At 66.7% G+C, this 12,734-nt stretch carries 13 protein-coding genes; 6 read left to right on the forward strand and 7 right to left on the reverse strand.

Going from position 1 to position 12,734, the window contains the following annotated elements:
• Positions 1-49: 49 nt before the first annotated feature.
• Positions 50-976, forward strand: coding sequence for a LysR family transcriptional regulator (locus tag RR42_RS33885; protein ID WP_043356424.1), 927 nt, complete (start codon positions 50-52; stop codon positions 974-976).
• 36 nt (positions 977-1,012) lie between these two features.
• On the opposite strand, the gene RR42_RS33890 is transcribed toward RR42_RS33885, so the two are convergent.
• From RR42_RS33890 to RR42_RS33905, 4 genes are read right to left on the reverse strand one after another with little or no spacing between them, the layout of a single operon-like run.
• Positions 1,013-2,470 (reverse strand): efflux transporter outer membrane subunit, encoded by a 1,458-nt coding sequence (locus RR42_RS33890; RefSeq protein ID WP_043356426.1) that lies wholly within the window; start codon positions 2,468-2,470, stop codon positions 1,013-1,015.
• Positions 2,467-3,384 carry an HlyD family secretion protein gene (locus tag RR42_RS33895; RefSeq protein WP_043356428.1) on the reverse strand — a complete coding sequence of 306 codons (918 nt, stop codon included), beginning with the start codon at positions 3,382-3,384 and terminating at the stop codon, positions 2,467-2,469. The genes RR42_RS33890 and RR42_RS33895 overlap by 4 nt, the downstream gene beginning before the upstream one ends.
• The gene (locus tag RR42_RS33900; protein WP_043356430.1) at positions 3,381-3,593 is read right to left on the reverse strand and encodes a DUF1656 domain-containing protein; all 213 of its coding nucleotides are present in this window, start codon (positions 3,591-3,593) and stop codon (positions 3,381-3,383) included. The genes RR42_RS33895 and RR42_RS33900 overlap by 4 nt, the downstream gene beginning before the upstream one ends.
• Entirely contained in the window at positions 3,587-5,659 is a 2,073-nt protein-coding gene (locus tag RR42_RS33905; protein WP_043358400.1) for an FUSC family protein, read from the reverse strand. Before RR42_RS33905 ends, RR42_RS33900 begins: the two co-directional genes overlap by 7 nt.
• 118 nt (positions 5,660-5,777) lie before the next feature.
• On the opposite strand from RR42_RS33905, the gene RR42_RS33910 reads away from it, so the two are divergent.
• Entirely contained in the window at positions 5,778-6,671 is an 894-nt protein-coding gene (locus RR42_RS33910; protein WP_043356432.1) for a LysR family transcriptional regulator, read from the forward strand.
• Between the two features lie 41 nt (positions 6,672-6,712).
• On the opposite strand, the gene RR42_RS33915 is transcribed toward RR42_RS33910, so the two are convergent.
• Positions 6,713-7,039 (reverse strand): helix-turn-helix domain-containing protein, encoded by a 327-nt coding sequence (locus RR42_RS33915; protein WP_043356434.1) that lies wholly within the window; start codon positions 7,037-7,039, stop codon positions 6,713-6,715.
• Positions 7,040-7,088: 49 nt separating this feature from the next.
• Positions 7,089-7,991 (reverse strand): LysR family transcriptional regulator, encoded by a 903-nt coding sequence (locus tag RR42_RS33920; protein ID WP_043356435.1) that lies wholly within the window; start codon positions 7,989-7,991, stop codon positions 7,089-7,091.
• Between the two features lie 129 nt (positions 7,992-8,120).
• Here RR42_RS33920 and RR42_RS33925 point away from each other — a divergent pair, with 129 nt between their 5' ends.
• Genes RR42_RS33925 through RR42_RS33940 form a run of 4 tightly spaced genes read left to right on the forward strand, consistent with a single transcriptional unit; the run spans position 8,121 to position 11,240 of the window.
• Entirely contained in the window at positions 8,121-9,107 is a 987-nt protein-coding gene (locus RR42_RS33925) for a 2Fe-2S iron-sulfur cluster-binding protein (protein WP_043356437.1), read from the forward strand.
• Between the two features lie 58 nt (positions 9,108-9,165).
• Entirely contained in the window at positions 9,166-10,422 is a 1,257-nt protein-coding gene (locus tag RR42_RS33930; RefSeq protein WP_043356438.1) for an aromatic ring-hydroxylating dioxygenase subunit alpha, read from the forward strand.
• A 3-nt stretch (positions 10,423-10,425) separates the two neighbouring features.
• Entirely contained in the window at positions 10,426-10,899 is a 474-nt protein-coding gene (locus RR42_RS33935) for an aromatic-ring-hydroxylating dioxygenase subunit beta (RefSeq protein ID WP_043356439.1), read from the forward strand.
• 29 nt (positions 10,900-10,928) lie between these two features.
• Positions 10,929-11,240 carry a non-heme iron oxygenase ferredoxin subunit gene (locus RR42_RS33940; RefSeq protein ID WP_043356441.1) on the forward strand — a complete coding sequence of 104 codons (312 nt, stop codon included), beginning with the start codon at positions 10,929-10,931 and terminating at the stop codon, positions 11,238-11,240.
• A gap of 87 nt (positions 11,241-11,327) precedes the next feature.
• On the opposite strand, the gene RR42_RS33945 is transcribed toward RR42_RS33940, so the two are convergent.
• On the reverse strand, positions 11,328-12,692 hold the full coding sequence (locus RR42_RS33945; protein ID WP_082055204.1) for an MFS transporter: 1,365 nt from the start codon (positions 12,690-12,692) through the stop codon (positions 11,328-11,330).
• Positions 12,693-12,734: the final 42 nt, after the last annotated feature.

The following is a 12,734-nucleotide window of genomic DNA, read 5'->3' on the forward strand; positions in this document are numbered from 1 at the left end:
GAAAGCTATACTTGTAAGGCATAGCAACATTCAGAGGCAACCGCAGAGCATGCGAAACATCGAAACGCGGCACTTGCGCTACTTCATCGCCGTCGCGGAAGAAGGCAGCATCATTGCGGCATCCCGGGCGCTGAACATCACGCAGCCGGCCTTGTCGCGGCAGGTCCAGGATCTGGAGCGGGCGATCGGCGCCCCATTGTTCGAGCGGCATGCCAAGGGCGTGCAACTCACCGATGCCGGCGCCAGCTTGCTGCACGACGCGAAGCAGTCGCTGCTGCAGCTGGAACAGGCACGCGACCGGGCCTATCGCATTGCACAGGGCCAGACCGGCTCGTTTTCGCTCGGCATCATGCCCAGCTACCTGGCCTCGCCGGTGACGCTGGCCATCCTTGCGCACTTCCGTGAGCACAACCCGGAGATCCTGCTCTGCATCGAGCCGCTGTTGTCATTGCAGCAGGCACAGGCGATCCGCAGCGAAGAGCTGGACGGCGGCATCATGGCCTGGCGCACGCCGGACGATGCCAGCCTGAGCGGGATCGCCCTGTACCGGGAGCGCTTTGTGCTGGCCGTGCCGGCGCAGCATGTCGCGCCGGCGAAGCGCCCGCGGCGGCTGGCCGACATCGCCGGCGAACGCTTTGTGTGGTTCAACCGCGAGAAGTCGAGTGCGCAGCACAGCTTGCTGATCGCGGCGTGCGCCAAGGCCGGGTTCACGCCGCATATCGTCCAGATCGGCACCGACACCCCAACCATCCTGGGGCTGGTCGCCGCCGGCATGGGCTGCGCGCTGGTGCCCGCCAGCTCACAGCTGCACGCGCCGCCCACTATCGCCTTCATCGCGCTGGCCGACCTGACCGATGAGGTCGATATCGAGCTTGTCTACTCGGCGGCGCGCCGCTCGCCGCGCGTGCAACGCTTTATCGAATCGGTCCGGCATGTCACCGGCACCAAGGCAAAGCACGCGCGCGGCAAGGCATAGGGATAGGCATAGGGATAGGCATAGGGCCGCAGCCACTCAGTGCGCCTCGCTCATCCTGTGCTCTGCCACCTTCGGGCTGTTCTGCCAGCCGCCGCCCAGCGCCAGGAACAGGTTGATCTGGTTGAGGGCCACCTGGCTGTCCGACGCCGCCAGTGCCGCTTCGGCACCGGCCAGCGTGCGGTCGGCATCCAGGCTGGACAAATACGGCACGCGGCCGGACTGGTACAGCAGCCGGTGCTGGCGGGCGACCTCACCTGCGTCCTCGCGCGCCACGCGCAAGGACTGATTGCGCTCCAGCTCGCGCGTGTAGGCGCTGAGCGCACTCTGGGTCTCCTCCAGCGCCTTGAGCACCACGCCGTCGAAGCGGGCGAGTGCCGCGTCCGCGCCAGCCTCCATGCCGTGGATGCGCGGGCGCACGCCATTGGTGGGCAGGTTCCAGGTGATCAGCGGGCCCATGCCCCAACGCGCGGTCGGGCCAGTGCCGAGATCGCTCAGGATGCCGCTCAGGCCAGCCGACGCACCGATGCGGACCGAGGGGTAGAGATCGGCGGTGGCCACGCCGATCTTCGCCGTGGCCGCTGCCAGCTCGCGCTCCGCCTGGCGGATATCGGGGCGGCGCTTGAGCAGCGCGGCACCGTCGCCGACAGGCATCGCCTGGCGCAGCGTGGGCTCCTCATGACATTCGGCTGCGGCTTGCGGCAACGCTGCCGGCGGCTGGCCCAGCATGACGGCGAGCCGGTAGGCCGCGCCCTCCTTCTGCGCCTTGAAGCGCGGCAATGCTGCGCGCAAGGTCTCGGCCTGCACGCGTGCGCGCAACATGTCGGCAGGCTGGCCACGGCCGGCGGCCACCATCTTGGCGGCGATCTCCACGCCGCGCGTCTGCAGCGCGAGCTGCTCCTGCGCCACCGCCAGCTCGTGCGTGGCGGCGCAACCCTGCACATAGGCCTGCACGGTTTGCGCGACCACGCTCACGCGCGCCATGTCCAGCGCGGCCTGGCTTGCCTGGGCGCTAGCCAGCGCGGCCTCGTCGGCGCGGGCCAGCTTGCCGAAGAAGTCCACCAGGTATGACACCGAGAAGCCGACGTCGCCCAGGTTGAAGACCGGCACCTTCTCCTTGAGCAGGAAGCTCTCGCCCGCGATCTGCGCGCGTTCGGCCTTGGCGGAGAAGGCCGCCTGCGGCAGGTTTTCCGCCTCCACCTCGTGATAGATCGCCACCGCCCGGCGCAGGTTGGCGGCTGCCACGCGCAGGCTGGTATTGGCGCTGAGCGCCTGCTGCACCAGCGCGTCGAGCTTGGGGTCGTCGTACAGGCGCCACCAGTCGTCCGGGACCGGCGCCACCGAGACGGCCGGGCCATCGGTGCCGAGCAAGGGGCCGTTGGCCTCGGGCGCACGCACGGCCGCGTGCTCCGGCACGTGGTAGTCGGGGCCCACGGTGGTGCAGGCGAACAGCAGCGGGACCAAGGCAGGCAGCAGGACAAGGCTGAGCTTGCTCATTGCGCGCTCTCCTGCGTGGTCTCGTCGCGCAGCACGGCGATGGTGTTGCGCGGCTGGGCCACGGAGACCGTTGCCGTGCGGCCCGACACCAGCCGCACATCCGCCGGCACGTCGTCCAGCACGATGCGCACCGGCACACGCTGCGCCAGCCGCACCCAGTTGAACGTGGGGTTCACATTGGGCAACAGGCTGGTGCCATTGCTGCGGTCGCGGTCCTCGATGCCGGCGGCGATGCTTTGCACGTGGCCGTGCAGGATCGTGCGCTCGCCCATGATGCGCACGGAGACCGGGTTGCCGATGCGGATGCCCCCCAGCTTGGTTTCCTCGAAATAGCCTTCGACGTAGAAGGAGTTCAGGTCAACCATCGACAGCACCGGCCGGCCCAGGACCACATAGTCGCCCAGGCGCGGCAGGCGGTCGTTGAGAAAGCCATCGACGGGGCTGGCCACCCGGGTGCGGGCGAGGTTGAGCCTGGCCAGCGCCACCGCCGCCTCCGCCTGCGCCAGCGCCGCCTCGCCCTGCTGCACCCGCGCCTGCCCCTCTTCCACCACCTCGGTGGCAACCACCTCGGACAAGGCGTGGCTGCGGGCCGCCTCCCGGCGCGCCTGCGCCAGCGTGGCGCGCTGCGCGGCGGCGCTCGCCATGGCTTGGCGCAACGCCAGCTGGTAGCGGTCCTGGTCGATCACGAACAGCACCTGCCCGCGCCGCACGCGCTGGTTGTCCTTGACGAGGATCTGCGTCACCAGCCCCGAGACATCCGGCGCAACCTGCACAACGTCGGCCCGCACGTGGCCGTCGCGCGTCCATGGCGCCACGGTGTAGTAATCCCAAAGATGCTTGCCGACGACGAGCGCGGCCACGGTGGCCAGCAGGGTCAACATCACGGGGACCAGCAAACGGAACTTGAATTTCATGATTGCAGCCAGCGGGCCATGGCGGCCACGCCACCCAGCACGATGACGTAAAGGGCTAGATTGAAAAGCGACCGGTGCCAGACCAGCCGGTAAAAGCCTGCGCGCGCAAGGGCCACACGCATGCAGGCGGTGATAACGAAGGTGAGGAGCATCAACGCCAGCAAGCCGGGCACGAAGACGCCGTAGAGATCGATTTCTGCGCTTAGCATCGTGGCTGCGCCTGCAACGGGATTGGCACGGCCTGCAAAGGCTGCGGCTGCGTTGGATACAACGTGACCCGCAACGCAATCAGCGCGCCCAGCGCACTGCGCGCAGGCTCGCCGGGACTTTGCGATGCGCCGCTTTGCATGGCCACCTCGCGCAGCGCCTTGTCGATCCGCTCGGATAGCGCATCCGGCGGCGCCATCGCGTGGCCGGCCTTCAGGCGCGCACGGAAATGCAAGGCAACCGCGTTGAGCACCCTGGCCACGGCGCGGCGCGCGGCCGGGTGCTGCCCAGGCAGGCTGCGCTGCAGCGCCAGCGCGCCGAACCCGACCTGCAGCTCGGCAAAGCCATCCGAAGCCATCTTGTCGTCGCTGGCCGCAAGCCTTGGCACCAGCTGGCTGAGCCGGTCCAGCATGCGGCCGCCGAGCCGGGCGTGCTCGCCGGGCTCGCGCCGCGTGGCGGCTTGCGCCAGGTCCTTCCAGCTCGCGCGGATCAGCCGGTGCGCCGCCACGCGCGCGCCGAACGGCCGCGTCGCCATGGCCCACAAAGGCGCGAACAGCATGCCGCCGATGCTGGCCAGGCTGGCGTTGAAGGTGGTCAGGAAATTCGTGTCGTAGACGCTCTGCACATTGGCGAACGACGCCGTGTTGACCGACAGCAGCATGGCGATCAGGTTGAAGCCGGGCCGCGATATCAGCATGCCGATGCCCATGTAGGGTAGCGCCAGCATGCCCACCAGGGTCTCGAAGTTGTGCGCGTTCGGCACCACCAGGAACAGGTAGAACGACGATACGGCGAAGCAGAATCCGCTCCAGCGCAAGAACGAATGCGCGACCGGCCGGGGCTCCTCGATGGTGGCAAAGAAGCAGCAGGCGATGGACGCCACGGCGACCGATCCCGCGCCGTCCTCCCATCCCAAGGCGATCCACAGCATGCCCGCGCAAAACACCGCCAGGCTGGTGGAGCAGGCATAGAACAGCAGCATGGCGTGATCGTGGTGATGCGCCCGGTCGGCGCGCTCGGCGCCGCGCCCAAGCGCACGCATGGATGGCGCGGCGGCACTGGCCGCCTGGTCGCCAATGCCATGCTGCAGGGCGTGGCAGTCCTCGCACAGCGCGGCCAGCGTGCGCAGCTGATCGTTGGCGGTGGCGACCAGCCCGCCATGCCAGCCCGGCGCGCGCGCATAGTCCGCCCACGGGCCCGCTTCCGGCTCCAGCGCGGGCGCGGGGCCGTCGAAGCCCGCGCGAATCCACGCAGACATGGCGGCCATATGGCGCGCCAGGCTATCGGGTATGCCCTCGGCATGGCGCCGCAAGGCCTGCAGCACGCCGGCCAGCGCGGACAGCACGGGCAGCAGCATCGTCATGCGCTCGCGCAAGGCGCGGGCGTGGCGCAGCGTGTGCGCGCTTTCCGTGTCGTAGGAGAGCTGGGTGATGAGCTGGTCCAGCGCGAGGATGTCGGCGGCCAGCCGGTGGCGGCTGCCGTGGCGCGTGGCATTGGCATCAGGGTCGGCGGACAACATGTCGGTGGCCCACAATGCCGCATCGGCCAGCCAGGTGGCGCAGCGGGCGCGCAGCGCGGGCGCCACCTTGGCCGGGAAGACGATGGCGCCCACCATGCCGGCGCACAGGATGCCGATGACGATCTCCTCGATGCGCGCCACGGCAATGTCGAAGACTTGCGCCGGCTCGCTGACTGCCGGCAGCGCCACGATCGGCAGCGTATAGGCGGCCAGCAGGAAGACATAGCTGCGCGGCGTGCGCTGCAGCAGCGAGAAATAGAGCAAGCCTCCCGTCCACAGGGCGATCGCGGCCATCAGCAACACCGGCGCGTTGACCAGCAAGGGCACCGTGACCACCGCGGCCGTCGCGCCCAGCACCGTGCCCGCCACGCGATAAGCGGCCTTGGAGCGGGTGGCGCCGGTCAGCGGGTGGGAAACAAAATAGACGGTTGCCATGGCCCAGTAAGGGCGGGGCAAACCCAGCGCGAGCGCGATGTAGAGCGCCAGCATCGAGGCGGCAAACGCCTTCAGTGAAAAGAGCCACTGTCGTGCGCTGGGCCAGCTAGCCATGACGCGAATATCCATTGAAAAGAGCGTAGGCCAGCAGTGTAGCCAACTGGCGGACATTCCTCACATGATTTAAAATTGCAAATCACATTCGCTTTTTTCATGGGAAAGGAAGCACCCGATGCCCATCGACATCCGCGCCCTGCGCTACTTTGTTGAAACCGTTCGCCTGAAAAGCTTCACCCAGGCGGCGACGTCCCTGTTCGTCACGCAATCCACCATCAGCAAAATGGTGCGGCAACTGGAAGACGAGATCGGCCAGCCACTGCTGATCCGCGAAGGCAAGCAGGTGCGGCTGACCGATGTGGGGCGCGTGGTCTACGAGCGCGGGCAGGAAGCGCTTGGCGTGGTGCACCGGCTGACGCTGGAAGTGGCCGATCTCTCCTCGCTAGGCCGTGGCCAGCTGACCGTGGGAATCCCGCCCATGGCCAACCTGTTCTTCTCGCCGGCCGTCAGCGCCTTCCGCCAGCGCTATCCCAACCTGGAGCTGCGCCTGGCAGAACATGGCGGCCACATGGTGGAGCAGCAAGTGGCGAGTGGTGAACTCGAAGTCGGCGCCACCGTACTGCCCCGGGACAGCGGCCTGGAACTGGCCACGCGCGAGTTCGCCAAATACCCGATCTGGGTCGCGGGCCCGCGCAAGGCCAGTTGGGCCAAGGGCAAGACCGTCACCCTGGCCGCGCTGCGCGACGAGCCCCTGCTGATGCTGACCGAAGACTTCTCCCTGACCCGCAAGCTGCGGCAGGCTTTTCTCGACGCCCGGCTCGAGCCCCGCATCGTGGCGCAAAGCGGGCACTGGGACTTCCTCGCCTCGATGGCCGCGGCCGGGCTGGGCACCACCTTCCTGCCCCAACCGCTGCTGGACAAGCTCGACATCCGCGACAAGCTCGCCGTGGCGCGGCTGACGGAGCCGGCCATGGACTGGGCGCTCGCCCATATCTGGTCGCCGGGCCGCTACCTATCGCATGCGGCGCGGGCATGGTTTTCGGTTTGCGAGGAAGTGCTGGGGGCGTAAGCGCGGACCGGCGCGTTTGCCGCCAGTGCGGATGCACAGCGTCAGAAATCCAGCTGGCCGGCAGCAATGCCAAGGGCGGCAGCGATCTTCCCGCGCGACGCCTTGCGCAGTTTGTCACTGTGCTCCTGCTGCGCGTATGCCGGTTGCGAGATGCCAAGACGCTCGGCAACCTCAGCCTGGGTCAAGCCCAGGTGTTCCCGCCAGGCCCGGGCGGGGCTCGCACCGCCGACGGTGCGCGTAACCACATCATGCGGCACAAGATTGCGCTCGCTCGTGTGGCCGGCCACATACTCTGCATAGGGGATCACCACAAAGGCGGGATTCCCATCCGGCCCATTGATCACTTGGACGTTAGTAGGTGCGTTCATCGCGTTTCCTCACTTCCTGAATTTCGACGATCTTGCTTTGAGCGCACCACTACCTCGAAAATTCCTCAAACACCACCTGCCGCAACCATTGGTTGGCCGGTTCCCGATTGTTCCTGGCGTGCCAGAGCACGTTGATCACGATATCGGGGATCTTCACCGGGCACGGCGCCGTCTCCAGCCCGAAGGGCTTTAACGTGCGCTCGGCATAGGCCTGGGGCACCACCGCGATCAGGTCGGTCGTCTGCAGGATATGGCCCACCGCCACGAAGTGCGGGACGTGCAGGCGGACCTGGCGCGGCACGCCGGCGCGCTGGATCACTTCGTCCACCATGCTGTGCCCGGTGCCTGCGGCGACGATGGCTACGTGCTCGGCACTGCCAAATGACTTGAGGGTCATGCCCTCGCGGGCCAGCGGATGGCCCTGGCGGAACAGGCAGACGTAGCGCTGGCGGAACAGCCGCCGCTGGAAGAAGCCGGCCTTGAGGTCGGGCATGAAGCCGATCGCCAGGTCCACGCGTCCGCTTTCCATTTCCTCGCGCAAGTTCACCGTATGGTTGCGCACCGTGCTGATGGTCACGCCGGGCGCCACCTCGGACAGCCGCTTCATCAGGTCGGGCAGGAAATAGATCTCGCCGATATCCGTCATGGCGATGGTGAAGGCGCGCGCGCTGGTGGCCGGCTCGAACACGGACTGCGCATTGAGCGTGTTGTGGATGGCGCCGAGCGCGTAGCCGATCGGCTCCGCCAGGTTCTCCGCGAACGGCGTGGGCACCATGCCCTTGGAGGTCCGCAGGAACAGCTCGTCGCCCAGCAGCTTGCGCAGGCGATTGAGCGCGTTGCTGATGGCCGGCTGCGAAGTGCCCAGCGTTTCGGCCACGGCGGACACCCGCCTCAGGCGCAGCAGTTCATTGAACACGACCAGTAGGTTCAGGTCGATCTCCCGCAACTCCATGTCAGCCCCCCTTTATCACTCACAGTGATATGACGTATCACCTTCCTTCTATTTATTAATTCTACCCGCGGCGCCAACATACGCCCATCGGCAAACGGATGCCACGAAGAACTAGCTGGAGACGCCCCCATGGAAGTATCCATCCACCCGCTGGACAGGACGCTGCACGCGCAAGCCGGCGACAACCTGCTGGACGTGCTGCGGGCCAACCAGGTGCCCATCTCGTATAGCTGCATGGCCGGGCGCTGCGGCACCTGCCGCTGCAAGGTCCTGGCCGGCCGCACCCAGGCGAGCGGCCCCGAGGATTCGCGCGCGCCCATGGCCGCCGGCCAGTCGGTGCTGGCGTGCCAGACCACGCTGGTGGAGAGCTGCGCGATCGAGATCCCGGAACTCGACGAGGTCGTCGTCCATCCCGCCAGGATCCTCAAGGGCACCGTGACCGCCCTGGACGACCTGACCCATGACATCAAGCGGGTCCGCGTGGCAATTCCCAAGCCGCTCGACTTCTCGCCAGGACAGTACGCCACGCTGCAGTTCACGCCGCGCCATATCCGGCCTTACTCGATGGCGGTGGCGCACGGCGCCACCGAGCTCGAATTCCATATCCGGCTGGTGCCCGACGGGCGCGTGACGTCCTATGTGGCGTCGGAACTCAAGGTTGGCGACGCCATCCGCGTTGCCGGCCCGCTAGGCACGGCGTACCTGCGGCGCAAGTTCGACGGGCCGGTGATCTGCATCGCGGGTGGCACCGGGCTGGCCCCGATCCTGTCGATCCTGCGCGGCATGCTCGACGGCGGCATGCGCAACGAGGTGCACGTGTATTTTGGTGTTCGCACGCATGCCGACCTCTATGGCCTGGAGTGGCTGCGCGAGCTGCAGGCGCGCCATGCGGCAATGCATGTGCACGTGGTGGTGGCATCGGCCGGCGACGGCAACGGCTACCGGGGTGGCGTGGTGACCAAGGCGGTGGCCGACGACTGGGCGCACATGCAGGGCTGGCGCGCCTACCTGGCGGGCGCCCCGGTCATGGTCGATGCCGCCTCCATCCTGCTGCGCCAAAGAGGCATGGACCCCGACCACATCCATGCCGACGCCTTCCACGCCAGCGGCGTCTGACCCGCCGCGCCCCACATCACGAACATCACAAACATCGCAAACATCGCGGAGACAAACCATGCGCGAGCAAGCTGTTGTATTCAAGAAAAAAGAATGGCAGGACGAAGGCTCCAGCCGGATCCCCTTCTGGGCCTATACCGATGACGACGTCTACCGGCAGGAGCTGGAGCGCTTCTTCTACGCCGGCCACTGGTGCTATATCGGGCTGGAAGCGGAAATCCCGAACGCCGGCGACTTCAAGCGCACCGCCATCGGCGAGCGCTCGGTCATTGCCAGCCGCGCGGCGGATGGCGAGATCTACGTGGTGGAGAACGTCTGCGCGCATCGCGGCGTGCAGTTCTGCCGCGAGCGCTCCGGCAACCGCAAGGACTTCACCTGTCCCTATCACCAGTGGAACTACGACCTCAAGGGCAACCTGGTCGGCGTGCCGTTCCGGCGCGGCGTCAAGCTCGACGGCAAGGTCAATGGCGGCATGCCCGCCGACTTCGACCCGAAGGCGCACGGCCTGACCAAGCTCAAGGTGGCGCGCCGCAACGGCGTGATCTTCGCCTCGTTCGACCATGAGGTGCCGACGCTGGAGGACTATCTCGGCCCGACCATCCTGGCCTACTTCGACCGTGTCTTCGACGGCCGCAAGCTGACCATCCTCGGCTATAACCGCCAGCAGATTCCCGGCAACTGGAAGCTGATGCAGGAGAACATCAAGGACCCGTATCACCCGGGGTTGCTGCACACGTGGTTCGTGACCTTCGGGCTCTGGCGCGCCGACAACAAGTCGGCGCTCAAGATGGACGAGCACTTCCGCCACGCCGCGATGATCTCCACGCGCGGCCAGGGCGGCAAGGGCGACGTCACCAGCGGTGTGTCCAGCTTCAAGGAACAGATGCGCCTGCATGACGACCGCTTCCTCGATGTGGCGCAGGAACCCTGGTGGGGAGAGCCCACGGCGGTGATGATGACGCTGTTCCCCAGCGTCATCATCCAGCAGCAGGTCAACTCGGTGTCGACGCGGCACATCCAGCCCACCGGCCACGGCTCGTTCAACTTCGTGTGGACGCACTTCGGCTTCGAGGGCGACGACGCCGACATGACCCGGCGCCGCCTGCGCCAGGCCAACCTGTTCGGCCCGGCCGGCTTTGTCTCGGCCGACGACGGCGAGGTGATCGAGTTCTCCCAGCAAGGCTTCGAGCAAAAGCCATTCCACCGGACGGTGGCGGAACTCGGCGGGCGCGAGATCGGCGATACGGACCACATGGTGACCGAGACACTGATCCGCGGGATGTACAACTACTGGCGCCGCGTGATGGAGGCCTGAGACATGCTCGACTTTGAAACCTACACCCAGGTGCTGGCGCTATACACGGACTACGCTTGCGCGCTGGACAACAACGAATGGGAAAAATGGCCCGGCTTTTTCACCGAGGCCTGCGTCTACAAGCTCCAGCCGCGCGAGAACCACGAAGCCGGCTTGCCGCTTGCCACGCTCTGCTTCGAGAGCCGCGGCATGCTCAAGGACCGTATCTATGGCGCGACCGAGACCATCTTCCACGATCCGTACTACCAACGGCATGTGGTCGGCATACCGCGCATCCTGAACGCCGATGCGCAGCGGATCGACGCCGAGGCCAGCTATGCCGTCTTTCGCACCAAGCCGGACGGACAAACCACCGTGTACAACGTGGGCCGCTATATCGATGTGATCCGGCGCACGGGGGACGGGCTGAAGTTCGAGTCCCGGCTATGCGTGTTCGACAGCGAGATGATCGCCAACTCGATCATCTACCCGATTTGAAATCTGACTATTGAGATTAGAGGCAGACCATGTCAAAGCAATGGACCCAGGTGATCCCGCTGGTGGCAATCCCCAAGGACGATGTCGTGGCGGTCAACGCGCTCGGCAAGGAAATCGCGCTGTACAGCGTGGGCGACGCAATCTATGCCACAGACAACGCTTGCAGCCATGGCAACGCGCGTCTGTGCGACGGCTTCCTGGACGGGCACGAGATCGAGTGCCCGCTGCACCAGGGCAAGTTCGACGTGCGCACCGGACGGGCGATGTGCGAGCCGCTGACCAGCGATATCCAGGCATACAGCGTGAAGGTGGAAAACGGCGCGGTGTTCGTGGAACTGTAGGCACGAGGACGCCGGCGAGCCAAACCGCGCACGCCGGTCACGCCGGTCGCGCCGGTGCAAAGGAACCAACAGGAACCAACGCCGGCATCAGGACCTTGCCGGCGTCTCCAGCGCCGAGCGCACGACAAAGGTCATGAGCACGGCGAACACCAGCATGGCGGCCAGGAAGTAGAGTCCCGAGGCCAGCTTGCCCGTCGCATCCTTGATCAGGCCGATCCCGTAGGGGCCAAGGTAGCCGCCCAGGTTGGCCAGCGAGTTGATGGTCGCAATGCCCACGGCGGCGCTGGCGCCGGTCAGGAACTGGCCCGGCAGCGCCCACACCACCGCCTGGATCGAATAGATCGAGAACGCAGTCAGGCAGATGAAGAGGAACTGCAGCGCGGGCGTCTGGACCCAGGCGCTGGCCGCCATCGTGATCGCGCCCATGGCCGACACCACGATGATGTGCCAGTAGCGCTCGCCCTTGCGATCCGAATGGCGTGGCACCAGGTACAGCCCGACCACCGCGAACAGGTACGGTACCGCCGACAGCAGGCCCGTGGTGGCATCCGTCACGCCGAACTGCTTGATGATGGTGGGCAGCCACAGCGACAAGCCGTAGATGCTGAGCGGGAACGGCAGGAACAGCAAGGCCAGCAGCAGCACGCGCTTGTCCTTGAGCGCGCCAAGCGGGTTACCGTGCGCCTTGAGCGCAAACGTGGACTGGTCCGCCGCCAGCTCGCGCTCGATCCAGGCGCGGTCCGCCGGCGCCAGCCAGCGTGCCTGCGATGGCGACTCGGGCAGGATGCGCAGCGTGGGCAAGCACAGGAGCACCGCCGGCAGCCCGCTGAGCACGAATAGGGTCTGCCAGTTGGTCAGGCCAAACAGCCCGCTGGTGGACAGCACCCAGCCGGCGATCGGCCCGGTGACGATCAGGGCGATGGGCTGCGCGAGCACCAGCAGGCCGATGATGCGGGCGCGATGGCGCATCGGGAACCACTTGGTCAGGAAGTAGAGGATGCCGGGATAGAGGCCCGCCTCGGCCGCGCCCAGCAAGAAGCGCAGCACGTAGAAGGTGCTGGCGCTGTTGATCAGGGCCATCGCCATGGTGATGACGCCCCAGGTGAACAAGATGCGCGCGAACCAGCGGCGCGCGCCGAAGCGCTCCAGCGCCAGGTTGCTGGGCACCTCGCACAGGAAGTAGCCAATGAAGAACAAACCCGCGCCCAGCCCGTAGGACGCGTCGCTGATGCCTACCGCCGCATTCATGTGGAGTTTGGCAAAGCCAACCACCGAGCGGTCGATATAGGCCACCACGTAGATCAGCGCCAGGAAGGGAATCAGCTTGCGGGTCAGCATGCTGATAATGCGGCTCTCCTCGCTGGCGGCGCCGGCCGGCGTATCGCCAGGCAGATCCGCAGCGCCAGGAAGCGGGACTGGCCGGTCCAGGCCGGCCGTGGGGGTGGTGTTCATCTGTGTCTCCTCGAATGTTCCTGCATGTTCTTGTCAGTGGCC

Origin of the sequence: Cupriavidus basilensis, assembly GCF_000832305.1 — a bacterium.
In the GTDB taxonomy this organism is placed as follows: domain Bacteria; phylum Pseudomonadota; class Gammaproteobacteria; order Burkholderiales; family Burkholderiaceae; genus Cupriavidus; species Cupriavidus basilensis_F.

Excerpts from the sequence above, each read along its gene's own strand:
- RR42_RS33900 (WP_043356430.1), bottom strand. The coding sequence starts at position 3,593 with ATGCTAAGCGCAGAAATCGATCTCTACGGCGTCTTCGTGCCCGGCTTG.
- RR42_RS33935 (WP_043356439.1), top strand. The coding sequence starts at position 10,426 with ATGCTCGACTTTGAAACCTACACCCAGGTGCTGGCGCTATACACGGAC.
- RR42_RS33920 (WP_043356435.1), bottom strand. The coding sequence starts at position 7,991 with ATGGAGTTGCGGGAGATCGACCTGAACCTACTGGTCGTGTTCAATGAA.
- RR42_RS33895 (WP_043356428.1), bottom strand. The coding sequence starts at position 3,384 with ATGAAATTCAAGTTCCGTTTGCTGGTCCCCGTGATGTTGACCCTGCTG.
- RR42_RS33910 (WP_043356432.1), top strand. The coding sequence starts at position 5,778 with ATGCCCATCGACATCCGCGCCCTGCGCTACTTTGTTGAAACCGTTCGC.
- RR42_RS33905 (WP_043358400.1), bottom strand. The coding sequence starts at position 5,659 with ATGGCTAGCTGGCCCAGCGCACGACAGTGGCTCTTTTCACTGAAGGCG.
- RR42_RS33925 (WP_043356437.1), top strand. The coding sequence starts at position 8,121 with ATGGAAGTATCCATCCACCCGCTGGACAGGACGCTGCACGCGCAAGCC.
- RR42_RS33915 (WP_043356434.1), bottom strand. The coding sequence starts at position 7,039 with ATGAACGCACCTACTAACGTCCAAGTGATCAATGGGCCGGATGGGAAT.
- RR42_RS33890 (WP_043356426.1), bottom strand. The coding sequence starts at position 2,470 with ATGAGCAAGCTCAGCCTTGTCCTGCTGCCTGCCTTGGTCCCGCTGCTG.
- RR42_RS33940 (WP_043356441.1), top strand. The coding sequence starts at position 10,929 with ATGTCAAAGCAATGGACCCAGGTGATCCCGCTGGTGGCAATCCCCAAG.
- RR42_RS33945 (WP_082055204.1), bottom strand. The coding sequence starts at position 12,692 with ATGAACACCACCCCCACGGCCGGCCTGGACCGGCCAGTCCCGCTTCCT.
- RR42_RS33930 (WP_043356438.1), top strand. The coding sequence starts at position 9,166 with ATGCGCGAGCAAGCTGTTGTATTCAAGAAAAAAGAATGGCAGGACGAA.
- RR42_RS33885 (WP_043356424.1), top strand. The coding sequence starts at position 50 with ATGCGAAACATCGAAACGCGGCACTTGCGCTACTTCATCGCCGTCGCG.